The sequence below is a fragment of the Brevundimonas sp. genome (assembly GCF_030682035.1).
In the GTDB taxonomy this organism is placed as follows: Bacteria; Pseudomonadota; Alphaproteobacteria; order Caulobacterales; family Caulobacteraceae; genus Brevundimonas.
The window spans coordinates 50620-71751 of the sequence record NZ_JAUXQZ010000036.1 but is presented as its reverse complement, the minus strand read 5'-3'; the positions used below and the strand labels follow the sequence as shown (position 1 = coordinate 71751).

The following is a 21132-nucleotide window of genomic DNA, read 5'->3' as shown; positions in this document are numbered from 1 at the left end:
GGGTGAGGGGGTTCGGTGTTCGACGCGATCGGCGCCGCAACCCCTCACCCTCCCGCCGCTGCGCGGCGGGTCCCTCCCTCTCCCTGTGGGAGAGGGTTTTTTGAGGTTTCGCCCCCATTCGGTCATGACCCATAAGGAAACAGCGCCTATATCAACGGCGTCGGTTGCGCACAGGCGTGCGCGCACCGCCCAAGGGACGCGACGAGAACAATGGCGGACGATGCCGGTCGGCTGAATCAGGTCTTTGCCGAGACCAGCTTCCTGTATGGCTCCAACGCCTCGTACATCGAGGACCTGCACGAGAGATGGGCGGCTGATCCGGCCTCCGTTTCCGACGAGTGGCGTGCCTTCTTCGACCAGTTGCGCGACAACGCCGAGAGCGTGAAGGCCGCGGGCGCCGCCGGGGCGTGGGGTCGGACGGTCGCGACCGAGGCGACCGAGGCGACCGGGGTGTTTGACGGCCGCTGGCCCGCCCCCAAGCCTGATCCGAAGAAGCCGGGCGCTCTGGCGCCGGCCCAGGCCCCCGCGTCCGCACCGGAGGCCGCCGTCTCGGCCGAGGCCGTCCGCGCTGCCGCCCACGATTCGATCCGCGCCCTGATGCTGATCCGCAGCTACCGCGTGCGCGGTCACCTGCAGGCCAATCTCGATCCGCTGGGCATCGAGCAGCCGACCAGCAATCCGGAACTGACCCCGGAATTCTACGGCTTCAGCGAGGCCGACCTCGACCGCCCGATCTTCCTCGATGGCGTTCTCGGCTTCCAGGTCGGCTCCATCCGTCAGGTCCTGGCCCTGCTCAAGCGCACCTATTGCGGCACGCTGGGCATCCAGTTCATGCATATCGCCGAGCCCGACGAGAAAAACTGGCTGCAGGCGCGCTTCGAAGGGTCGGACAAGTTCGCGCAGAACGGCTTCACCCGCGAGGGCAAGCTGGCCATTCTGAACAAGCTGATCGAGGCCGAGGGCTTCGAACGCTTCCTCCACAAGCGGTTCCCGGGCACCAAGCGGTTCGGCCTCGACGGCGGCGAAGCCATGGTTCCGGCGCTGGAGCAGATCATCAAGCGCGGCGGCGCGCTGGGCGTCGATGAGGTGGTCTTCGGCATGGCTCACCGCGGCCGGCTGAACACGCTCGCCGCCGTGATGGGCAAGCCCTATCGCGCCATCTTCCACGAGTTCCAGGGCGGCTCGACCGTGCCTTCGGACATTGAGGGTTCGGGCGACGTCAAATATCACATGGGCGCCTCGTCGGACCGGTCGTTCGACGGCAACAACGTCCACCTGTCCCTGACCGCCAACCCGTCGCACCTCGAGATCGTCAACCCGGTCGTGCTGGGCAAGGCGCGGGCGAAACAGGCCTTCGACATCCGCGAAGCCAATGCGGCCGGGGCTGGCCACCCGGCCGAGCAGAATGCGCTGGACCGCTCCAAGGTCATGCCCCTGCTGATCCACGGCGACGCCGCCTTCGCCGGCCAGGGCGTGGTGGCCGAATGCTTCGCCTTGATGGGGCTGAAGGGCTACCGCACCGGCGGGACGATGCATTTCGTCGTCAACAACCAGATCGGCTTCACGACGAGCCCGCGCAACAGCCGGTCCTCGCCCTACCCCTCGGACGTGGCCCTGATGGTCCAGGCCCCGATCTTCCACGTCAACGGCGACGATCCGGAAGCCGTCGTCTTCGCCGCCAAGGTGGCCACCGAGTTCCGCCAGAAATTCCACAAGGACGTGGTGGTGGACATGTTCTGCTACCGTCGCTTCGGCCACAACGAGGGCGACGATCCGACCTTCACCCAGCCGCTGATGTATTCCAAGATCCGCGCCCTGCCGTCGACGCGCGAGATCTATTCCAGGCGTCTGGTCGCCGAGGGGGTCATCGATCAAGCCGCCGTCGATGCCGAGGTCGCCCGGTTCGAAGCCTACCTCGACGCCGAGTTCGACGCCGGCAAGGCGTTCGAAGCCAGCAAAGCCGACTGGATGGACGGCCAGTGGCAGGGCATCGGCCTGCCCGAGGGCGACGAGCGCCGCGGCGAAACCTCGGTCCCGGCGGCGAAGCTGGCGGACCTGGGCCACAAGCTGACGACCATCCCCAACGCCGTGGACGTCCACAAGACGCTGAAACGCGTCATCGACGGCCGCCGCGAAATGATCACCTCGGGCCAGAACATCGACTGGTCCACGGCCGAGAGCCTGGCCTTTGGCTCGCTGCTGGACGAGGGCTTTCCGGTCCGGCTGTCGGGTCAGGATTCCGTCCGCGGCACCTTCTCGCAGCGCCACTCGGGCATCGTCGACCAGACCACCGAGGAACGCTACGTCCCTCTGAACAACATCCGCGACGGCCAGGCCGAGTTCGAGGTCATCGACTCGGCCCTGTCGGAAGAGGCGGTGCTGGGCTTCGAATACGGCTACGCCCTGACCGACCCCAACACCCTGGTGATGTGGGAAGCCCAGTTCGGCGACTTCGTGAACGGCGCCCAGGTCGTGATCGACCAGTTCATCACCTCGGGCGAGCGCAAATGGCTGCGTATGTGCGGCCTGACCATGCTGCTGCCGCATGGCTACGAGGGTCAGGGACCGGAGCACTCTTCCGCCCGCCTCGAGCGCTTCCTGCAACAGTGCGCCGAGGACAACATCCAGGTCGCCAACTGCTCGACGCCGGCCAACTATTTCCACATCCTGCGCCGCCAGATGCACCGGCCGTTCCGCAAGCCGCTGATCATCATGACGCCCAAGAGCCTGCTGCGGCACAAGAAGGCGGTCTCGACGATCGCCGACATGGCCGAGGGCAGCTCATTCCACCGCGTGCTGCACGACGACGCCCAGACCCGGCCCGAAGTCGCCGGCGTGAAGATCAAGGCGGACAAGGATATTCGCCGCGTCGTCCTGTGCTCGGGCAAGGTCTATTACGACCTGCTGGAGCGTCGCGAGCGCGATGGGGTCGACGACGTCTATCTGATGCGTCTGGAACAGTTCTACCCGTGGCCGATGAAGTCGCTGATGACCGAACTGGCCCGCTTCCCCGACGCCGAACTGATCTGGTGCCAGGAAGAGCCCAAGAACATGGGCGGCTGGACCTTCGTCGATCCGTGGCTGGAGTTGACGCTGGAGAAGCTGTCGGTGAAATCCAAACGCGCCCGCTACGTCGGCCGCCCGGCCTCCGCCTCGACCGCCGCGGGCCTGATGAGCAGGCACCTGAAAGAACTCGACGCCTTCCTGACCGACGCCTTCGCCTGACACCCCGCACCCGACCCTGCCAAACCTGACCGAACGAGACCTGGACCCGACCATGGCCGACATCCTGACCCCCGCCCTCGGCGAATCCGTCACCGAAGCCACCATCGGCAAGTGGACGAAGAAGGCCGGCGACGCCGTGAAGAAGGACGAGGTCCTGGTCGAGCTGGAAACCGACAAGGTCTCACTCGAGGTCGTGTCGCCCGCCAACGGCGTCCTGTCCGAGATCAAGGCCCCCGACGGCGCGACCGTCGTCCCCGGCGCCGTGCTGGGGGTGGTCAGCGAAGGCGTCGCCGCCGCCCCCGCCCCCGGCGTGCTGACCATCCCCGCCGAAGCGGGTTCGACCGTCACCCCCGGCCAGCAGATCGGCAGCATCGCGGCCTCGAGCGACGCCCCCGCCGCCGCTCCGGCCCCTGAACCCGCCGCCACCGCTCCGGCCCCCTCGGAAGCCCCGCACCTGTCGCCCGCCGTCCAGCGCGTGGTGACCGAGAACGACCTCGATCCCCAGGCCATCGCCGCCACCGGCCCCAAGGGCAATATCACCAAGGCCGACGCCCTGAACGCCATTTCCGCGGCCCCATCCGCTCCCGCCGTCTCTGCCCCGGCCCCGCTCGCCGCGCCCGCTGCCCCGCGCGCCGACCAGCCGCGTGAGGAGCGGGTCAAGATGACCCGGCTGCGCCAGACCATCGCCCGCCGGCTCAAGGAATCGCAGAACACCGCCGCCCAGCTGACCACCTTCAACGAGGTGGACATGACCAATGTCATGGCCCTGCGCACCCAGTACAAGGACGCCTTCGAAAAGGCCCACGGCGTCAAGCTGGGCTTCATGTCCTTCTTCACCCGGGCGGTGGTCGCGGCCCTGAAGGAGATTCCGGCGGTCAACGCCGAGATCGACGGGACGGACATCATCTACAAGAACCACTATGACATCGGCGTCGCCGTCGGCACCGAGAAAGGCCTTGTCGTGCCGGTCCTGCGCGACGCCGACACGCTGTCGCTGGCAGGCATCGAAAAAGGCATCGCGGCGCTCGGCAAGGCGGCCCGCGACGGCGACCTGACCCTCGATCAACTCCAAGGCGGCACCTTCACCATCACCAACGGCGGCACCTATGGCTCGCTGATGTCTACGCCGATCCTGAACGCGCCGCAGTCGGGCATCCTGGGCATGCACAACATCGTCCAGCGCCCCATGGCGGTGAACGGCGAGGTGGTGATCCGGCCGATGATGTACCTGGCTCTCAGCTACGACCACCGCATTGTCGACGGCAAGGAGGCGGTGACCTTCCTCGTCCGCGTCAAGGACCTGCTGGAAGACCCGGCGCGGGCGCTGCTGGATCTGTAGGGTCGTGACCACTCCGCCCTTGCGGCCAGGAAGAGGAGCTGGGATCCCCCCGGTCACGCGTTGGCTGGTGCTCCTCTGGCTAGCCTTCACCGTCCTTGGATTGCTTCTGCTTGGGGGCGGCCTTGCGTGGGTCGGGTGGTTCGCGGGCGGATCGTCTCCTTTGCCGGCCAACCTGCCGCGCTGGTCGTTCTCGCTGATGACCATTCCGGTCGCCATCGCCCTGATTGGCTACAGTCTCGCGATCTGGCGGCTCTGGCGTCGACGACCGGCGGTGAACATGTGGCTCATTGGCATGGCGGGCCACATGTCCTATTTCGTTGCGGATATCGTGATCTCGGGGGTCGGCCCGGCCGGGGCGTTCTCGTGGGACGGTTTGAGCTCTCTGGTGCGGGTGCTGGCCCCCGGTGTCATGCTCTTGATGATCGAGCGGGACCGTATCGAGAATCCCGTTCAACCCTGATCATGTCAGGCGTTGCGCCATGCTAGGCTGCGGTCATGAGTCTGCGCGAGATCGCCCGTTTCACCGACGTCTATGAGGCCGAATTGGCCGCCGCCTTTCTCGCGTCGCATGGCCTCGCCGTGACGGTCACCGAGCGGTTCCAGACCACCGTCGATCCCTTGATGCAGCGGGCGCTGGGCATCCGGCTGATGGCGCCGGCGTCGATGATCTTGGAGGCCCGCGCCTTGCTGGCCCGCGTTCAAGCGGGCGAGTTCGCCACAGACGAAGGCGATGATCTGCCCGGAATAGAGACCGGGACCCGCGCAGTCGGCACCGTCATGGCCTTCGCGGCCTTCGCCACCGGCGGGTTTTGGGGCAACAGCCTGCCGCGCCGGTTCCGGCCGGTCGCGTGGCAGGGCGTGCTGCTCGCGATAGCCTTGTTCGTGGTCGCGGCCGTCGGTGTCTGGCTGGTCGGGGAACTCCTACTGAATCCGCCGTGACTCCGTCACCCGGTGCTCAGCGGCCCCAGTACCTCATCCGTATCCGCCCCCAGCGCCGGCGGCGCGCGGTCATAGGCCACGGGCGTCACCGACATCCGGATCGGCGAGGCTACTGTGCGCACCGGTCCGGACAGGTCGGCGCGATCCTGCGTCACCTCCAGCCCCCGGTGTTTCGCCTGGGGCTCGTCGAAGACCTGATCTATGGTGTTGACCGGCCCGCAGGGCACGCCCGCGGCCTCCAGCGCCGCCATCAGGCCGTGCATGGTCTGGCCCGCCGTCAGAGCCGACAGCTCGGCCGTCATGGCCGCGCGGTGCTCGATGCGCAGGGCGTTGGTCAGGAAGCGCGGGTCGGCGCCGAGGTCGGGCGCGCCCAAAGCTCCCGCCAGCGATCGGAACTGACCGTCGTTGCCGACCGCGATCACCACCATTCCGTCCGTGCACGGAAAGGGTTGGTACGGCGCGAGGTTGGGATGCGCATTACCCATCCGCGTGGGCGCCTTGCCCGAGACAAAGAAATTGGTCGCCTGATTGGCCAACATGGCCGCCTGCACGTCGAACAGGGCGATGTCGATATGCTGGCCCTGTCCGGTCGCCCGCGCGTGCATCAGCCCCGCCAGAATGGCGTTGGAGGCGTAGAGGCCGGTGAACAGGTCGACCACCGCGACCCCGACCTTCATCGGCTCGGCCCCGTCGGCGCCGTCGGGCTGGCCGGTGATCGACATCAACCCGCCCATGGCCTGGATCATATAGTCATAGCCGGCGCGGTGGGCGTCAGGCCCGTCCTGCCCGAAGCCGGTGATCGAGCAATAGACCAGCTTGGGATTGATCGCCGACAGGGCCGCGTGGTCGAGGCCGTATTTCTTCAGCCCGCCGGTCTTGAAATTCTCGACCACCACGTCGCAGGTTTTGCTTAGTTCACGGACGATCTCCGCCCCCTCGGGCGTGGCGAGGTCCAGTTCGACCGACTTCTTGCCCCGGTTGGCGCACAGGAAATAGGCGGCGTCGCCCTTGGACCCGTCCGCATTCGTCGTGAACGGCGGCCCCCACGCCCGGGTGTCGTCGCCGAGGCCGGGCCGCTCGATCTTGATCACCTCGGCCCCGAGATCAGCCAGCATCTGCGTCGCCCACGGCCCGGCGAGCACGCGGCTGAGGTCGAGAACGCGAACGCCTGCGAGGGGGCCCTTGGGAGTGGCGAGTGGCGAGTGGCGAGTGGCGAGCGAAGCGGCGCCGTCCTCGACGGGCGTCATGAAGGCGCGCCGGACGCACGGAAATCCGCCGGCCGCCTACTCGCCACTCGCCACCCGCCACTCGCCACTTCTAAAGCCCCGGATCCCACACCCCGGCATCCCGCATGCGGCATTCGCGGGCCTCCCGCGCCCGGCCGCCGACCTCCTCGGCCATGCAGCAGACCTCTTTCGACACCGTGCTCTTGTGCAGGCCCGGCACCAGACTGTGCAGGAAGGCGCAGCCGGCCAGCTTCAGCAGCCGGAACCCGAACCGCGACGAGGCGGCCATATGGTGGAAATAGCTCTCGTCGACCTCGCGCGGGTGCTCAACGAACAGGCGATTGAAGGTGCGGATCATCACGGCAGCATAGACTGCGCCGGGCCGTCCCTCTACCCGACCCGAGCATTTTGGCCTAAACCGCCCGCCAGAACAGGGGGAGGCCCGGATCGCGAGACGATTCCGCCGCGCCCCGCCACGATCAGGAAAGACCACCCATGGCCGACGGCTCCGCTTCTCCCGCCAAGACCTTCCGCTGGGACGACCCGCTGGATCTGTCGGGCCGGCTGACCGACGACGAGCGGATGATCCAGGACGCGGCCCGCTCCTACGCTCGCGAAAAGCTGCTGCCCCGGGTGGTCGAGGCCTTTCGCGACGAGACTTTTGACCGCGCCATCATGACCGAACTGGGCCAGATGGGCTTCCTCGGCGCCATGCTGCCCGAACAGTACGGCGGCTCATCGGTCAGCCACGTCGCCTATGGCCTCATCGCGCGCGAGATCGAGGCGGTCGACAGCGGCTATCGCTCGGCCATGAGCGTGCAGTCGTCGCTGGCCATGTATCCGATCTACGCCTTCGGGTCCGAAGAGCAGAAGATGCGCTTCCTGCCCCGCATGGCGGCCGGCGAACTGGTCGGTTGCTTCGGCCTGACCGAGGCCGACGGGGGCTCCGACCCGGCCTCCATGAAGACGAAGGCGGTCGCGGTTGAGGGCGGCTACAGGCTGAACGGCTCCAAATACTGGATTACCAACTCGCCCATCTCGGACCTCGCCATCGTCTGGGCCAAGCTGGCCAATTCTCCCGGGGAAGAGGGGGTGATCCGCGGTTTCATCGTCGAGCGCGGCATGGACGGCTTCACCACCGACAAGATCGGCGACAAGCTGAGCCTGCGCGCCTCCATCACCGGCGACATCGGCCTGAACGACGTCTTCGTGCCGGAAGAGAATCTGCTGCCGGGCGCGAAGGGCCTGCGCGGGCCGTTCTCCTGCCTCAACAAGGCCCGCTACGGCATCGCTTGGGGGGCCATGGGCGCAGCCGAGGCCTGTTTCCACATGACCCGCGACTATGTCGGCGAGCGGATGCTGTTCGGCCGACCGCTGTCGTCGCGCCAACTGGTGCAGAAGAAGCTGGCCGACATGCAGACCGAGATCTTCCTCGGCTTCGAGGGCGCGCTGGCTCTCGGCCGGCTGCTGGATCAGGGCGCGTGGGTTCCCGAGGCCATCTCGATGATGAAACGCAACAACTGCGGCAAGGCGCTGGCCATCGCCCGCGAAGCCCGCGACATGCACGGCGGCGCCGGCATCACGGGCGAGATGCACGTCATGCGCCACGCCATGAACCTCGAGACGGTCAACACCTATGAGGGCGCCCACGACGTCCACGCCTTGATCCTGGGCCGGGCGATCACGGGGCAGAGCGCGTTCTAGAGGCTGTTAACAGCCTCTAGACGCACCGCGCCGAACCGGACCAGCATCGCCCGACGACGATCCGCCAGCCGCCGATTCAGCTGCCCTTGCCGGGCTTTTCGGAGAAATATTTCTCGAACTTGCCGGTCTCGCGCTCGAACGTCTCGGCGTCCGCCGGCGGCGTGCCCTTGACCGTGATGTTCGGCCAGACCTTGGCGTAGTCGGCGTTGACCATCAGCCATTTGCCGTCGGGCTCGTCCTCGGTGTCGGGCTTGATGGCGTCGACCGGGCATTCCGGCTCGCAGACGCCGCAGTCGATGCATTCGTCCGGCGCGATGACGAGGAAGTTCTCGCCCTCATAGAAGCAGTCGACCGGGCAGACCTCGACGCAGTCCATGAACTTACATTTCACGCAGGCGTCGGTGACGATGTAGGTCATGGGGCGGTCTGGGGCGCTATCGGATGGCGGAGGAACGGGCAGCGCACATGACCCCGCCGGGGGTTGCTGTCAACCGAGGGGTTGCCGCAGGTGGTAAAGCCCGCGTGCCTCGTCCGCCGGACCGCGCCGCTCGCCCAGCGCCTCTACCGTCAGATCAATCAACCGGCCGCCGAGGGCGAACACCAGCGTGTCGCCGAGGTGGACGGTGCGTGCGGGCTTGTCGAGTCGGGTCTGCACACCGTTGTGGGTCAGCCGCACCACGCCGCGCTCGACCATGGCGGCGGCCAGCGAACGAGTCTTCGCGAACCGCGCTCGCCACAGCCAGACGTCGATGCGGCAGGCGGCCTCGCTCATCCGGCGCCGGTTCCGGGCGCGCGGGCGCGACGGGAGCGTTTGCGTTTCGGGCGCGCCGGAGCGGGCGCCGCGGTCAGGGCCGAAAGCGCGGCGAACGGCGAATCCTTCACCGCCTTCGGCCGGCCGTCCCGGTCCGGCTTCTGCTCGCGCGAGGCCTTCAGCGCCGCGGTCAGAGCTTTCGCCTCATCAAGCGAGACACCCAGCGCCGTCAGGTCGGCCTCGGTCAGCACGCCCTTGCCGGCCGCCTGCCGCTCGGCCAGCGATTCCAGCAGCTCCAATCCGGCCGCGACCTTCCCGACCGCGCGCAGGCCGAAGGCCGACAGTAGGCGGGGCGAGGGCGGCGGCTCGGGCAGGGCGGTCTGGGCCGTCGCGCCCGGCCGGAACGGCTCTCCGGCGACGAAGGCCTGGGCCAGGGCTCGCGCTCGCGCCTTCAACACGCCGGGCAGCCAGACCGAATGGGCCCCCATGCGCACGGCGAAGGTCCTCAGCGTGCGTCGCTCGACCTGGCTCAGGGCGGCCAGATCGCGCTCGACGGCGCGCCGGTCGATGACCCCGCCGGCCTCGATCAGGCGGAAGGCTATGCCGCGCGGCAGGCCCTTCAGCGTCCCGCTCTCGACCGCCGCCTTCAGCCGCGCCAGCGGCTTCAGCGCGCGTCCGGCCTCACCGGCCAGCCAGGCCTCCAGCCGCCGCTGCGCCCGCTCGCGCGCCGCCGCCGGCCCGAGCTCGCCCAGCAGCCGGACCCGTGGCGCGAACCAGTCCCCGCCCGTCACCTGGCCCGCAGCCACGCCGCGCCACAGCACCGCGCCGTCCGGGGTCACGGCGAAGGCCGCGTCCTCGTCCGCCGCCAGCCGGCCCAGTCGCCGTGCGATCTCGGGCGTCACCGCCTGCCGTGCCGCGTGGCGCAGCGCCCGGTCCTCCAGCGCGCTTGATCCCTTGTCGATCTGGAAGTCCACGCCAGTCAGCCGCCCAACCGCATGGCCTTCGACGATGACCGCGCCGTCGGCCTCGACCTCGGCGACCGCATCTTCGGTCACGTTCAGCGCCCGCATCAGGGCGGTGGTGCGCCGGTCCACGAATCGCGCCGTCAGCCGTTCGTGCAGCACGTCCGACAGCCGCTCCTCCAGCGCCTTGGTCTTGTCGCGCCAGCCCTGCGCCTGATCCAGCCAGTCGGGCCGGTTGGCGATATAGGACAGTGTCCGAACGCCGCTCAGCCGCGCTGACAGTTGGTCGATCTGCCCGTCATCGCGGTCCAGCTCGGCGAAACGCGGCGCGATCCAGTCGGCGGTCAGCCGGCCGCGCTTGCCGGTCAGGGCCTGGAAAATCTCTTTCGACAGCCGCCCGTGCTCGTCCAGCGTGGTCTTCTGGAAGTCGGGCAGCTGGCACGCCTCCCACAGCCGCATGATGGCCCCCCGCGACCGTCCGACCCGCGCCACCTCCTCGTCCTTGATCAGGCGGCGCAACAGGGTCTCGTCCAGCGCCGGTTGCGTCAGGTTCAACCCGCGCACGCCCGGCGTCACCGTCAGCGAGCGCAGCAGGTCGGGCAGCGCATCAAAATCCAGCCGGGCGTTGCGCCACTCGGCCCCCTCGACCGGATCGAACCGGTGCTCGACCACCTGTTCGACCAGATCCCGATCCAGTTCCGCCGCCTCGCCGGTGACGCCGAAGGTGCCGTCCCGCACATGCCGTCCCGCGCGCCCGGCGATCTGGCCGATCTCGTGCGCGTGCAGCCAGCGCGTCCGCCGCCCGTCGAACTTCCTCAGGCCGGCGAAGGCGACATGATCCACCTCCATGTTCAGCCCCATTCCGATGGCGTCGGTGGCGACCAGAAAGTCCACCTCGCCCGACTGGAACAGCTCGACCTGGGCGTTGCGCGTGCGCGGGCTGAGCGAGCCCATGACCACCGCCGCGCCGCCGCGCTGGCGCCGGATCAGTTCGGCGATCGCATAGACCTGCTCCGTGCTGAAGGCGACGATGGCGCTGCGGGCGGGCAGGCGGGTCAGCTTTTTCGAGCCGGCGTAGGACAGCGTCGACAGCCGTTCGCGCGACACGATCTCCACATCGGCGACCAGAGACCGGATCAGCGGCGCCATGGTCCCGGCCCCCAGGAACATGGTCTCGAACCGGCCGCGCGCATGCAGCAGCCGCTGGGTGAAGACATGGCCCCGCTCCGGATCGGCGACCAACTGGATCTCGTCCACGGCCAGGAATTCGACTTGGCGCTCCAGGGGCATGGCCTCGACGGTGCAGACGAAATAGACGGCGCGCGGCGGGACGATCTTCTCCTCGCCGGTGACCAGGGCTACGGCCGCCGCCCCGCGCCGCTTGACGATCCGGTCATAGATCTCGCGGGCCAGCAGCCGCAGCGGCAGGCCGATCATGCCCGAGGCGTGGCCCAGCATCCGCTCGACCGCCAGATGGGTCTTTCCGGTATTGGTGGGGCCCAGAACCGCGACGACGCGCGAGGGGGCCTGTCCTGTGGAACGGTCGCTCATGATGCTGGAAAGGTGGCGGTTCCCGCGGGGTTCCTCAAGCACCGCCGCGACGATTGCTCCCGAGCGTAAACACAGCGGCGTGATCTGGCGGAACAGGCGCGAAACGAATCAGGACCGAATCGCAGACATCGCCCGATTCGGGGTTTGTTCACCCCAACATATTGTATCTTAAGACGGATTAACCACAATCGAGAACGGTGGTGTTCCAGCCCCGGTGCGGCCGGATCAGAAAATCGCAAAGGGCGAAGCTCGCAGACGCTTCCCCGCCGCCCCGTCACCCGCTAGGTCAGCCTGCGTGACCCCGTAGCTCAGCCGGATAGAGCAAGGCTTTCCTAAAGCAGAGGTCGGGGGTTCGAGTCCCTCCGGGGTCGCCATTCACCGTTTGCGCTTGATAATCATCACCGCCGCCATCGCCAGGATGACGGCGGGCACGAGGATCAGAAGCCCCGAAAGAATGCGTTCGATGTCCATGGCTGCGCCCCTCCCCGGGACGGCCGCAAGGGGCGCTGGCCCGGCCTGGAAGTCAAATGGCGGGCTCTACCGCCATTTCGAGCCTTCGCCGTGTTTGCCGTTGCTCTCGAACACCGGCGGCGCGGCCTTGTGGATGAACTGTTCCGACACCAGCCAGCCCTTGAGCGGCCGCAGAACGGCCAGACAGCCGATGACCAGCAAGGGCATGGTCACGACCAGATGCACCCAGATCGGCGGGTGGGCGGCGAACTCGAACCACATGAACAGGGCCATGCCCACGATTCCGACCGCACTCATGCCGAAGAAGGCCGGGCCGTCCGCCGGTTCGGCGAAACCATAGTCCAGCCCGCAGGCCGGGCAGACCTCGCGGATGGTCAGAAACCCCTTGAGCAATGGCCCCTGGCCACAGCGCGGACAGAGGCAGCGCAGGCCGGTCGAAAGGGTGTTCAGCGGCGGATATGCGGGCTCGGACGGGGGTTCGGTCACGTTCGGATCCTGACAGGAGGGCCGCACCGCATGTCGGCCCGCCAGCGCCCTGCCGCAACGCGCTTTGGTGTCGCGGACGCCGGGATCGGCGGTCACCAACCGTTAACTGCGTTGAAAGGCCGGTCGAGCGACGGTGCGCGCATATGTCCGGGGTCTCCGCCAGCAAGCGCATTCTCAAGACCTCCGTGGCCGCCGCCGCGGCGGGCGCGGTGCTGTTCGCGCCCTTGGCCCCGCTGGCCCAGACCGTCGCCGTCCCGCTGGACCCGGTCGCGATCCGCATCGGCTCAAACACCGAGTACACCCGCATCGAATTCGCCGGCGCCATCGGCGCCCGCGCCCAAGTGCGCCGCGACGGCCGCGATGTCATCGTCCGCATCGGCTCCACCGCCGCGCCCGACGTCTCGCGCCTCAAGGTCAATCCGCCGCGCGGCGTGGACAAGGTCGAGACCCGTGCTGTCCGGGGCGCCACCGAACTGGTCCTGACCCTGGCCGAGGGCGCGGACGCCCGCACCGGCTCGGCCGACGGGGCCATCTGGCTCAACCTCTACGCCACGCCCCCGGTCGCTGGGCCCGTCGAGACGCCCGCTGCCCCGGCTCAGACCGTGCCGGTCACGGCCGTCGCCACGCCCGCCAAAATCCGCCTGTCCTTCGCCTGGTCCACGCCGGTCGGGGCCGCAGTCTTCCGCCGCGGCGAGGCCGTCTGGGTGGTCTTCGACACGACCGCCCGCCTCGACATGCCTGGGGCCGGACAGCTGGGCCCTGTCTCCGACGCCCGCTGGACCGCCGGTCCCGATCACGTCGCGGTCCGCATCGCCGCCCCCGAAGGCCTCGCCGTCTCGGCGGCTGCGCAGGGCTCCACCTGGACCGTGACTATCGGCGGCCAGCCCGTCGCCGTCCAGGGCGTCGCCATCGACCGTCAGGACGACGGGAAACCGGTCCTTGTCGCTCGCATGGCCGGCGCGACCCGGGCCGTCTGGCTGACCGATCCGCTGGCGGGCGACCGCTTCGCCGCCGTCACCGCCCTGGCTCCCGGCAAGGGCTTCGCCGATCGCCGCCGCACCGTCGACCTGGCCCTGCTGCCCACGGCCCATGGATTGGCTGTGGAGACCTTGGCCAGCGACCTCGCCATCCAGGCCGAGGGCGATCTGGTCACCCTCAGCCGGCCGGGCGGCCTGATCCTGTCGCCCCCGTCCGCCGCCCTCGACGCCGCCTCGGCCGAGGACGGCGCGCCCCGGCGGGCGAAATACCCGGCGCTGATCCTGACCGAGTGGGCCGAGGCCGGCCACGACGGCTTCTCCGCCCGCTATCGCCAGCTTCAGGATGGGGCGGCCCGGGAGTCGATGGCCGCCGGAGACGATCCCCGCGCCCCGGCCGAGGCCCGCTTCGCCCTGGCTCGTTTCCTCGTCGGTTCCGGCCTCGGCTATGAGGCCGTCGGCGTTCTGAACAGCATCGTCGTGCAGGCCCCCAACATGGCTGGCGAGCCGGAGTTGCGCGGCCTGCGCGGCGCCGCGCGCGCCTCCATCGGCCGTATGGAGGAGGCCCAGGGCGATTTCGCTTCCGCCGCCGTCGCCTCAGACCCCGCCTCGGCGGTCTGGCGCGGCTATATCGCCTCAACCCAGGGCGACTGGGCCTCGGCCCGACAGGCCTTCGCCGCCGGGGCTTCGGCGGTGGATGAGTTCCCCGCCCATTGGCGCGCGCGCTTCGGCGCCGCGCACGCCTTGGCGGCGCTGGAGACCGGCGACCTCGACGCCGCCCGCGCCCTGCTGGCCTACAGCTTCAGCCAGAACGCCCCCGCCGCTGACCAGCTGACCGCCCGTCTGGTGCAGGCCAAGCTGTTCGAACTGGACGGCCAGTCCGACCGTGCGCTGGCCGTGTATACCGCCATCGGCCGCGCGCCGCTGGACGCCGTCTCGGTCCCCGCCAAACTGGGCGTGGTCCGTCTATCCCTGGCCAAGGGGACGATGAAGGCCGATGCGGCGGCCAAGGACCTCGAGGGCCTGCGCTGGCGCTGGCGTGGCGACGCCACCGAACTGGCCGTCATCCGCCAACTGGGCCAGCTCTATCTGTCGCAGGGACTGTATCGCGAGGCCCTGACCGCCCTGAAGGGGGCCGGGCCCAATCTGAACCGTCTCGAGGGCGCCGCCGACATCCAGGCCGATCTGGGCGCCGCCTTCCGCATGCTGTTCCTTGAGGGTGGGGCCGACGGCCTTCAGCCCGTGCAGGCGCTGGGCCTGTTCTACGACTTTCGCGAACTGACCCCCATCGGCGCGGACGGCGACGAGATGGTGCGCCGCCTGTCGCGCCGTCTGGTCGATGTCGACCTGCTGGACCAGGCCGCTGAACTACTGAAATACCAGGTCGAGAACCGGCTTGAGGGCGTGGCCAAGGCCCAGGTCGCGACCGATCTCGCCGCCATCTATCTGATGGACCGCCAGCCGGAGCCGGCGCTGCAGGCCATCTGGAGCTCCCGCACCACCATCCTTCCCTCCGCCCTGAACATTGAGCGCCGCGCGCTGGAGGGCCGGGCGCTGATGGATCTGGGCCGTTTCGACCATGCGCTGGAGGTGCTGGGCACGGACACCTCGCCCGAGGCCCGCGAAGTCCGCGCCGAAGTGTTCTGGAAACAGCGAAACTGGGCGCTGGCGGCTCCCCTCTATGAGGCCCTGCTGGGCGAGCGCTTCCGCAATCCTGCGGCCCTGACCGTTTCCGAGGAGGCCCGGCTGATCCGCGCTGGCGTCGGCTATTCGCTGGGCACTGACAATGCGGCCCTGACCCGGCTGTCGCGCAACTATCGGCCGTTCGTGGCGGGGGCGCGGGCGAAGTCCGCCCTGTCGATCGCACTGGACGACGGCGTGGGCGGCGGCGCGTCTCCGGGCGACTTTGCCGGTCTTGCCGCCTCGGCCGACACCTTCGCCGGTTGGGTCGCGGCCATGAAGGCCGAGCTCCGAACGAAAACGGGCGGGAACCGACCCGCGGCGCCCGCCCGTCCTGCGTAAGGCATCCCCCCGAAAGAGGGGAAAGGGACTTACTTGTTCACCGCATCCTTGAGCGGCTTCGAAACGCGGAAGCGCACGGCCTTCGAGGCGGCGATCTTGATGGTCGCGCCGGTGGCCGGGTTGCGGCCTTCACGGGCGGCGCGGGCGGCGGTGTCGAACACGCCGAGGTTCGAGATGCGCACGTCGCCGCCACCGGTCAGCGACTTGTGGATGTTCTTTACGAGGGCGTCGAGCATGCGACCGGCGTCGGCCTGGCTGACACCGGCGTCCTTGGCGACGGAGGCGATGAGTTCTGCTTGGGTGGTCATATGGGTCGTTTCCCGATGTGAGCTCGCCCCGATTCAGGGGCGATGACGGACGGATTGACGCCGCTTTTTCTTCCCTTGGCAAGCGACTTCGCCGCTGTAACCCCCACGGGGTGGGGATTTATCCGCTACCGGACGCTCTCTGGAAGCTCTCGACCAGGCTTCCGGCGACCAGTCTCCAGCCGTCCACGAGCACGAAAAAGATCAGTTTGAAGGGCAGGGAAATCACCACTGGGGGCAGCATCATCATACCCATGGACATGAGTACGCTGGCGACCACCAGATCTATCACAAGGAACGGAACGAAAAGGAGAAATCCGATTTCGAACGCGCGCTTCAACTCACTGATCATGAAGGCCGGAGTGACCACTCTGAGGGGCAGGTCGGCGGTCGCCGTCGGGGCCTCCAGCTGGGACAGCCGGACGAACAGCGCCAGGTCGTCCTGGTCGACCTGGCCGAGCATGAAAGTCTTCACAGGTTCCGACGCCGCATCGAAGGCCTGGGGCAGCTCCATTTGCTGATCCAGCAGGGGTCGGATGCCCGAATCATAGGCGTCCTGCCAGGTCGGGGCCATGACGATGGCGCTCAGGAACAGGGCGAGGGACACCAGTACAGCGTTGGGCGGCGACTGCTGCATCCCCAGCGCCGTGCGCAGCAGCGACAGCACCACAATGATCCGGACGAAGCTGGTCGTCATGATCACGATCGACGGGGCCAGAGACAGCACGGTCATCAATCCGACCAACTGCACCACCCGTTCGGTCAGGCCTGAGCCGGTGCCGAGGTCGACATTGATGGCCGCTCCAGGCCCGCCCGCCGCCGCCAGGTCCTGGGCCAGGGCGGCCAAAGGCCATAGCAGGCAGAAGCCGGTGGTGATCAGCGACAGGATCGCCGCGCGCTTAAGCTCGGCGCGAGAGGGGAGGACGAAGACGCCCTTGAGGCTCACTTCGCTTCCTCCGGCCCGCGCGGTTCGATCAGTTCGCGGCCTTCGCCGAGAATCAGCAGCCGCTCTTCGTCGTCGATCCTGACCAGCACCAGTCGCCGCGCGGGGTCCAGCACCAGGGTCTCGACCACGGTCATCCGCCGTTCGCCGCGCTCGGCGCTGATCCGGGCCAGCAACTGCGGCAGGTATCGGCGCGAGGCCCAGGCGGCCAGGCCGATGATCCCGAGGGTGAAGGCAAGGGCGAAGATCGCCCGGGCGAGGTCGAGGAAATTCATGCGGCAGACTTCGCCCGACATGGTTAACGCCACATTGAGATAACCCCCCGTTAACCATGCAGGCGGCAGTTTCTGCCCATCTCGAAGGGGCGATCCGCGCCCGGGAGCGCCTGACGTGGGCTTCACCGACCTGCCGCTGCTCAGCCAGATCAAGGGCCGCCTGTCCTGGTTGGACGAGCGCCAGCGCGTCATCGCCCAGAATGTCGCCAATGCGGACACGCCGGGCTACGCCAGCCGCGACCTGAACCAGCCGACCGATTTCGCCCGTGCGCTCGCGGAGGGGGGAGGCGGGGTCCGTATGGTTCGCACCAGCGCCATGCATATCGCCCCGGCCGGCGCGACGGCCCGATTCGAGACCCGATCCGCGCCCGATTCGGAGACCACGCTCGACGGCAATTCGGTCGTGGTCGAGGAACAGATGCTCAAGATGGCCGAGAGCCGCATGGCCTATGACGCGGCCATCGGCTTCTACCAGAAATCCATGCAGATGCTGCGCATGGCGGCCCGCGCCCCCGGCCGTTGATCGAGGATTAGCCGATGCCCGACCCGATCCCGCCCCGCAACTCGGCCATGGCTGTGGCCGCCAGCGCCCTGCAGGCCCAGCAGTCGCGCATGCGGATCATCGCAGAGAACATCGCCAACGCCCAGTCGACCTCGCCGGTCGCCGGCGGCCAGCCTTACCGCCGCCAGATCGCTGTCTTTCAGGCGCGCGAGATCAACGGCGCGACCGGTGTGGCGCTCGCGGAGGTGCGTGTCGACCAGGGCGACTTCCGCTCCGAATACGATCCCAGCCATCCGGCCGCCAACGCCGAAGGCTATGTGTTGCGGCCCAATGTCGACACCCTGGTCGAGGCCATGGATATGCGCGAGGCCCAACGCGCCTACGAGGCCAACCTCAATGTCATCGAGACCGCGCGGGCGATGGACGCCCGCACCCTCGATCTGCTGAAGAAATAGGATTTAGGCCATGAACCCCTTGGCGGCGGCGCGAGCCTATTCGGCGATCCAGGGCACGGAAATGCCCGCCGCACCGACTGCGGGCGTCGGCCAGTCCGGCTTCGCCGACATGCTGACCAGCGTCATGGGCGACATGACCCAGTCCTCGCGCGCCGCCGAAACCCAGATGGCCTCGGCCGTTCAGGGGCAGGGCAGTCTGATCGACGTAGTCACCGCCGTCTCCTCGGCGGAGGCCTCGCTGGAGACCGTCATGGCCGTCCGCGATCAGGTGATCCAGGCCTATCAGGAGATCATGCGGATGCCGATCTGACGGCCGGCATCCTCCCCTGATCGGGAGATCCGGGGCTTCAGCCCTCCAGCGACGCCACCGGCTGGGTCACGATCGTCCGGCGCGGGCGCGACCGCCCCTTGAGCCAGACGCGGATGCGGTTCTGTATCGGCGTGTCGATCAGCACATGGAACAGGAAGGCGAAGGCGAAGGCCGCCAGTAAGCCCATCCCCCACAGCGCCCACTGGGCGGCGATGGGCAGTGCGAATTTGGCGATCAGGACATTGACCACGCCGAACCAGGCGATGCGGATCACCTCATTGGTGATGAACATCGAGAACGAGACCTGCGCCGCCTTCTCCACCCATTTCGAGGGCCGCGGCGTGGGCACCGCGCCGGCCGCCAGGATGATGGTCGAGATACAGGCCAGCGAGATCAGGGCGTGTTTGTCGAAATACTGCACGAAGGCCAGCATCAGGGCGGCGCCGATCCCGGCCCAGCCGGCCAGCTTCGGCGCGATCCAGACCTTCTGCGCGAACCACGCCAGGGCCATGCCCAGGAGGAACAGCGGCAGGGCGCGGATGAAGCCGAAGCCCATCGGCATCTGATAGACGGGATAACCCAGCAGGCTCCAGGTCAGCTGGTTGGCGACCAGATACAGGCCGACGCCCAGCGCCAGCACGCTCCACGGTCCCAACCGCACCAACGCCTTCAGGATCCACGGAAAGGCCAGATAGCAGCCGATCAGGGCCGAGATCGACCAGCTCGGGGCGTTCCAGCCGTATCCGCCGTGAATCCCGTAGGCCTGCACCAGCCCCAGTTGCGCCGGCAGCTGGTCCCAGGCGAACCACTCCGGGGCCCGCGGTCCGACACCGATCGCCGTCCCCCCGACGACAAGGGCGACCAGGCTCAAACCCATGATGATGTGCGCGGGCCAGACCCGCAGGAACCGTTTGGCGAAGAAGTCGCCGGCCGACATCCGGCCCTCAGCCAGCGAGCCGCCATAGACCCGCATCAGCACATAGCCGCTGTCGATGAGGAAGAAGTTGGTGAGCAGGAAGCCGCCCCGCTCGAATACCGGATGCAGCCCCTCGGCCAGGGCGATTGGACCCGCGCCCTGGAAGTGATGCAGGATGATCAGCGCGGCCACAATGAAACGCAGGGCGTCCAGCCACCCGCCGCGCACGATGGGCGCTGTTTCATTTCGGGTCGAAATCGCGGTCCAGGCCATGGAAAACACCTCTTCTGAGGCGAATTCCGCAAGGACCGGGCCGTGTCAGCGCGGCGTCTTCAGACCCGGTCGCAGACGTAGACGGTGCAGGTGGAGACCCCGCCGGTCAGGGGGTTGTCGAAGGCGACGACCTCGGCGCTGACATTGGCGAAGACGGCCTCGAGCACCGCGATGAAATCTGCGTCCGGCCCCTCGTCCGACCACAGGGCGAAGACGCCGCCCCCGGCGATCCCGGCGCGCAGGCTCCGCAACCCCTCTTCCGCATAGAAGCGCGCGTGATCGGGGTGGAGCAGGTTGCGGGGCGAATGGTCGATGTCGAGCAGGACGACGTCGTAGCGGTCCGCCGGGGCCCGGGACGTATCGAACCAGCCGAAGAAGTCGCCCAGCTTGAGATGGCAGCGCGGTTCCTGCCCAAGGCTTTCGCCGAGCGGCACCAGTCCGGCCTCGTGCCATTCGATCACCGGGGCGAGGGCGTCGACCACATCCACGGATGTGACCCGATCGTCGGCCAGCGCCGCGCGGGCTGTGTAGCCCAGCCCGAGACCGCCCACGAGAACCCGCAGCGAGGCGCCCTTCGCCGCCGCCAGACCTCGGACGGCCAGTTCGGTCTCGCCGACCGTGAACAGGCTGGACATCAGATGCTCGTCGCCGAGGATGACCTCGATCACATCGGCGTCGATCGCCGCCACCCAGCGCCGCCGAAGGATCAGCGGCCCCATGGCGGTGGCGCGATAGTCCAGTTCCTCGATCAGCCGGCCCATGTCGCCCTCCTGCCCGAGCCAAGCACGGACAGGCGCGTCATCCCCGCACCAGCCGCAGGAACTCTTCCCGCGTCCGCGCGTCGTCGCGCACCACGCCGATCAGGTGGCTGGTGATCAGGCTGGTCCCGGGCGCATTGACCCCGCGCAGGGTCATGCAACTGTGCTCGGCCTCGATCACCACGCCGACGCCCTGCGGTTTCAGCACCTCCTGGACCGCCCGGGCGATCTCGGCGGTCATCTTCTCCTGGATCTGCAGCCGCCGGGCGTAGCCCCGAACCACCCGGGCGAGCTTTGATATGCCCACGACCCGATCAGTCGGCAGATAGGCGACATGGGCCCGGCCGATCACCGGCAGCATGTGGTGTTCGCACACACTGACGAAACGGATGTCCTTGAGCACGACCAGTTCGTCATAGCCCCCGACCTCCTCGAAGGTTCGCTCCAGATACTCACGAGGATCGACGTCATAGCCGGCGAACATCTCGCGATAACTGCGCGCGACCCGGTCGGGCGTGTCCAGCAACCCTTCGCGGTCGGGGTCGTCGCCGGTCCAGCGGATCAGGGTCCGCACCGCGGCCCGCACCTCGTCCTCCCCGGGCAGGTCGCTGACCGGCCGTTGTCCGCCCCGTCGCGGCAAAGGCGTTCCTGCCGCCCGCGCCAGCGCCTCGCGTTCCCGCCAGCTCCCGTCGCAGTCTTCGCCATGGATGTGACGGGGGTCGGTCATGGCGGATCCTGCAGGTTT

At 68.3% G+C, this 21132-nt stretch carries 21 protein-coding genes and 1 tRNA gene; 10 read left to right on the top strand and 12 right to left on the bottom strand.

Features of this window, described 5'->3' with window-relative positions:
- The first annotated feature begins 210 nt into the window (after positions 1 to 210).
- The 4 genes from Q8K49_RS10055 (at position 211) to Q8K49_RS10040 (ending at position 5503) form a co-directional block, all read left to right on the top strand.
- Complete coding sequence (locus Q8K49_RS10055; protein WP_305305741.1) at positions 211 to 3225, top strand: 2-oxoglutarate dehydrogenase E1 component; 3015 nt, start codon at positions 211 to 213, stop codon at positions 3223 to 3225.
- A 52-nt stretch (positions 3226 to 3277) separates the two neighbouring features.
- Entirely contained in the window at positions 3278 to 4564 is a 1287-nt protein-coding gene (gene odhB, locus Q8K49_RS10050; RefSeq protein WP_305305740.1) for a 2-oxoglutarate dehydrogenase complex dihydrolipoyllysine-residue succinyltransferase, read from the top strand.
- Between the two features lie 160 nt (positions 4565 to 4724).
- On the top strand, positions 4725 to 5024 hold the full coding sequence (locus Q8K49_RS10045; protein WP_305305738.1) for a hypothetical protein: 300 nt from the start codon (positions 4725 to 4727) through the stop codon (positions 5022 to 5024).
- Between the two features lie 35 nt (positions 5025 to 5059).
- Positions 5060 to 5503 (top strand): hypothetical protein, encoded by a 444-nt coding sequence (locus tag Q8K49_RS10040; RefSeq protein ID WP_305305736.1) that lies wholly within the window; start codon positions 5060 to 5062, stop codon positions 5501 to 5503.
- A 5-nt stretch (positions 5504 to 5508) separates the two neighbouring features.
- Here the strand turns inward: Q8K49_RS10040 and Q8K49_RS10035 are convergent, their stop codons facing one another.
- Together Q8K49_RS10035 and Q8K49_RS10030 are read right to left on the bottom strand one after the other, a co-directional pair.
- Positions 5509 to 6750, bottom strand: a complete 1242-nt coding sequence (locus Q8K49_RS10035; protein ID WP_305305735.1) for a CaiB/BaiF CoA-transferase family protein — start codon at positions 6748 to 6750, stop codon at positions 5509 to 5511.
- 70 nt (positions 6751 to 6820) lie between these two features.
- Positions 6821 to 7087, bottom strand: a complete 267-nt coding sequence (locus Q8K49_RS10030; RefSeq protein WP_305305733.1) for a DUF6356 family protein — start codon at positions 7085 to 7087, stop codon at positions 6821 to 6823.
- 137 nt (positions 7088 to 7224) lie between these two features.
- On the opposite strand from Q8K49_RS10030, the gene Q8K49_RS10025 reads away from it, so the two are divergent.
- A complete protein-coding gene (locus tag Q8K49_RS10025) occupies positions 7225 to 8433 on the top strand; it encodes an acyl-CoA dehydrogenase (RefSeq protein ID WP_305305731.1) in 1209 nt (402 codons plus the stop codon).
- A 76-nt stretch (positions 8434 to 8509) separates the two neighbouring features.
- Here Q8K49_RS10025 and fdxA read toward each other — a convergent pair whose 3' ends face one another.
- From fdxA to Q8K49_RS10010, 3 genes are all read right to left on the bottom strand, one after another.
- Positions 8510 to 8851, bottom strand: a complete 342-nt coding sequence (fdxA, locus tag Q8K49_RS10020; RefSeq protein ID WP_305305730.1) for a ferredoxin FdxA — start codon at positions 8849 to 8851, stop codon at positions 8510 to 8512.
- Between the two features lie 69 nt (positions 8852 to 8920).
- Complete coding sequence (locus Q8K49_RS10015; protein WP_305305728.1) at positions 8921 to 9205, bottom strand: RNA-binding S4 domain-containing protein; 285 nt, start codon at positions 9203 to 9205, stop codon at positions 8921 to 8923.
- Positions 9202 to 11697 (bottom strand): helicase-related protein, encoded by a 2496-nt coding sequence (locus tag Q8K49_RS10010; RefSeq protein ID WP_305305726.1) that lies wholly within the window; start codon positions 11695 to 11697, stop codon positions 9202 to 9204. The genes Q8K49_RS10015 and Q8K49_RS10010 overlap by 4 nt, the downstream gene beginning before the upstream one ends.
- Before the next feature lie 297 nt (positions 11698 to 11994).
- Here Q8K49_RS10010 and Q8K49_RS10005 point away from each other — a divergent pair.
- Positions 11995 to 12071: transfer RNA gene (locus Q8K49_RS10005), tRNA-Arg, on the top strand.
- 163 nt (positions 12072 to 12234) lie between these two features.
- Here Q8K49_RS10005 and Q8K49_RS10000 read toward each other — a convergent pair.
- Positions 12235 to 12654 carry a DUF983 domain-containing protein gene (locus tag Q8K49_RS10000; protein WP_305305724.1) on the bottom strand — a complete coding sequence of 140 codons (420 nt, stop codon included), beginning with the start codon at positions 12652 to 12654 and terminating at the stop codon, positions 12235 to 12237.
- A 143-nt stretch (positions 12655 to 12797) separates the two neighbouring features.
- Here Q8K49_RS10000 and Q8K49_RS09995 point away from each other — a divergent pair, with 143 nt between their 5' ends.
- Positions 12798 to 15650 (top strand): hypothetical protein, encoded by a 2853-nt coding sequence (locus Q8K49_RS09995; protein ID WP_305305722.1) that lies wholly within the window; start codon positions 12798 to 12800, stop codon positions 15648 to 15650.
- A gap of 29 nt (positions 15651 to 15679) precedes the next feature.
- Here Q8K49_RS09995 and Q8K49_RS09990 read toward each other — a convergent pair whose 3' ends face one another.
- The 3 genes from Q8K49_RS09990 to Q8K49_RS09980 form a co-directional block, all read right to left on the bottom strand.
- Entirely contained in the window at positions 15680 to 15958 is a 279-nt protein-coding gene (locus Q8K49_RS09990) for an HU family DNA-binding protein (RefSeq protein WP_055830800.1), read from the bottom strand.
- Positions 15959 to 16076: 118 nt separating this feature from the next.
- The gene (fliP, locus tag Q8K49_RS09985) at positions 16077 to 16901 is read right to left on the bottom strand and encodes a flagellar type III secretion system pore protein FliP (RefSeq protein WP_305305718.1); all 825 of its coding nucleotides are present in this window, start codon (positions 16899 to 16901) and stop codon (positions 16077 to 16079) included.
- Complete coding sequence (locus Q8K49_RS09980) at positions 16898 to 17173, bottom strand: flagellar biosynthetic protein FliO (RefSeq protein WP_305305760.1); 276 nt, start codon at positions 17171 to 17173, stop codon at positions 16898 to 16900. The genes fliP and Q8K49_RS09980 overlap by 4 nt, the downstream gene beginning before the upstream one ends.
- 115 nt (positions 17174 to 17288) lie before the next feature.
- Between Q8K49_RS09980 and flgB the strand changes: the two genes are divergently transcribed.
- From flgB to fliE, 3 genes are read left to right on the top strand one after another with little or no spacing between them, the layout of a single operon-like run.
- Entirely contained in the window at positions 17289 to 17696 is a 408-nt protein-coding gene (gene flgB, locus Q8K49_RS09975) for a flagellar basal body rod protein FlgB (RefSeq protein ID WP_305305716.1), read from the top strand.
- Between the two features lie 14 nt (positions 17697 to 17710).
- On the top strand, positions 17711 to 18130 hold the full coding sequence (gene flgC, locus Q8K49_RS09970) for a flagellar basal body rod protein FlgC (RefSeq protein ID WP_305305715.1): 420 nt from the start codon (positions 17711 to 17713) through the stop codon (positions 18128 to 18130).
- A 10-nt stretch (positions 18131 to 18140) separates the two neighbouring features.
- A complete protein-coding gene (gene fliE / locus Q8K49_RS09965; protein WP_305305713.1) occupies positions 18141 to 18440 on the top strand; it encodes a flagellar hook-basal body complex protein FliE in 300 nt (99 codons plus the stop codon).
- Between the two features lie 37 nt (positions 18441 to 18477).
- On the opposite strand, the gene Q8K49_RS09960 is transcribed toward fliE, so the two are convergent.
- From Q8K49_RS09960 to folE, 3 genes are read right to left on the bottom strand one after another with little or no spacing between them, the layout of a single operon-like run.
- Positions 18478 to 19629 (bottom strand): acyltransferase, encoded by a 1152-nt coding sequence (locus tag Q8K49_RS09960; protein WP_305305712.1) that lies wholly within the window; start codon positions 19627 to 19629, stop codon positions 18478 to 18480.
- 59 nt (positions 19630 to 19688) lie between these two features.
- Positions 19689 to 20390: a hypothetical protein gene (locus Q8K49_RS09955; RefSeq protein ID WP_305305710.1), complete on the bottom strand. Its 702-nt coding sequence runs from the start codon at positions 20388 to 20390 to the stop codon at positions 19689 to 19691.
- A 37-nt stretch (positions 20391 to 20427) separates the two neighbouring features.
- Positions 20428 to 21114: a GTP cyclohydrolase I FolE gene (gene folE / locus Q8K49_RS09950; RefSeq protein WP_305305709.1), complete on the bottom strand. Its 687-nt coding sequence runs from the start codon at positions 21112 to 21114 to the stop codon at positions 20428 to 20430.
- Between the last annotated feature and the right edge of the window lie 18 nt (positions 21115 to 21132).

Bases quoted from the DNA above. Each gene is read 5' to 3' on its own strand.
- Q8K49_RS10025 (WP_305305731.1), top strand. From the start codon at position 7,225: ATGGCCGACGGCTCCGCTTCTCCCGCCAAGACCTTCCGCTGGGACGAC.
- Q8K49_RS10010 (WP_305305726.1), bottom strand. From the start codon at position 11,697: ATGAGCGACCGTTCCACAGGACAGGCCCCCTCGCGCGTCGTCGCGGTT.
- fdxA (WP_305305730.1), bottom strand. From the start codon at position 8,851: ATGACCTACATCGTCACCGACGCCTGCGTGAAATGTAAGTTCATGGAC.
- Q8K49_RS10040 (WP_305305736.1), top strand. From the start codon at position 5,060: ATGAGTCTGCGCGAGATCGCCCGTTTCACCGACGTCTATGAGGCCGAA.
- Q8K49_RS09960 (WP_305305712.1), bottom strand. From the start codon at position 19,629: ATGGCCTGGACCGCGATTTCGACCCGAAATGAAACAGCGCCCATCGTG.
- Q8K49_RS09990 (WP_055830800.1), bottom strand. From the start codon at position 15,958: ATGACCACCCAAGCAGAACTCATCGCCTCCGTCGCCAAGGACGCCGGT.
- Q8K49_RS10030 (WP_305305733.1), bottom strand. From the start codon at position 7,087: ATGATCCGCACCTTCAATCGCCTGTTCGTTGAGCACCCGCGCGAGGTC.
- fliE (WP_305305713.1), top strand. From the start codon at position 18,141: ATGAACCCCTTGGCGGCGGCGCGAGCCTATTCGGCGATCCAGGGCACG.
- Q8K49_RS09995 (WP_305305722.1), top strand. From the start codon at position 12,798: ATGTCCGGGGTCTCCGCCAGCAAGCGCATTCTCAAGACCTCCGTGGCC.
- folE (WP_305305709.1), bottom strand. From the start codon at position 21,114: ATGACCGACCCCCGTCACATCCATGGCGAAGACTGCGACGGGAGCTGG.
- flgC (WP_305305715.1), top strand. From the start codon at position 17,711: ATGCCCGACCCGATCCCGCCCCGCAACTCGGCCATGGCTGTGGCCGCC.
- Q8K49_RS09955 (WP_305305710.1), bottom strand. From the start codon at position 20,390: ATGGGCCGGCTGATCGAGGAACTGGACTATCGCGCCACCGCCATGGGG.
- Q8K49_RS10055 (WP_305305741.1), top strand. From the start codon at position 211: ATGGCGGACGATGCCGGTCGGCTGAATCAGGTCTTTGCCGAGACCAGC.
- Q8K49_RS09980 (WP_305305760.1), bottom strand. From the start codon at position 17,173: ATGAATTTCCTCGACCTCGCCCGGGCGATCTTCGCCCTTGCCTTCACC.
- Q8K49_RS10035 (WP_305305735.1), bottom strand. From the start codon at position 6,750: ATGACGCCCGTCGAGGACGGCGCCGCTTCGCTCGCCACTCGCCACTCG.
- Q8K49_RS10015 (WP_305305728.1), bottom strand. From the start codon at position 9,205: ATGAGCGAGGCCGCCTGCCGCATCGACGTCTGGCTGTGGCGAGCGCGG.
- odhB (WP_305305740.1), top strand. From the start codon at position 3,278: ATGGCCGACATCCTGACCCCCGCCCTCGGCGAATCCGTCACCGAAGCC.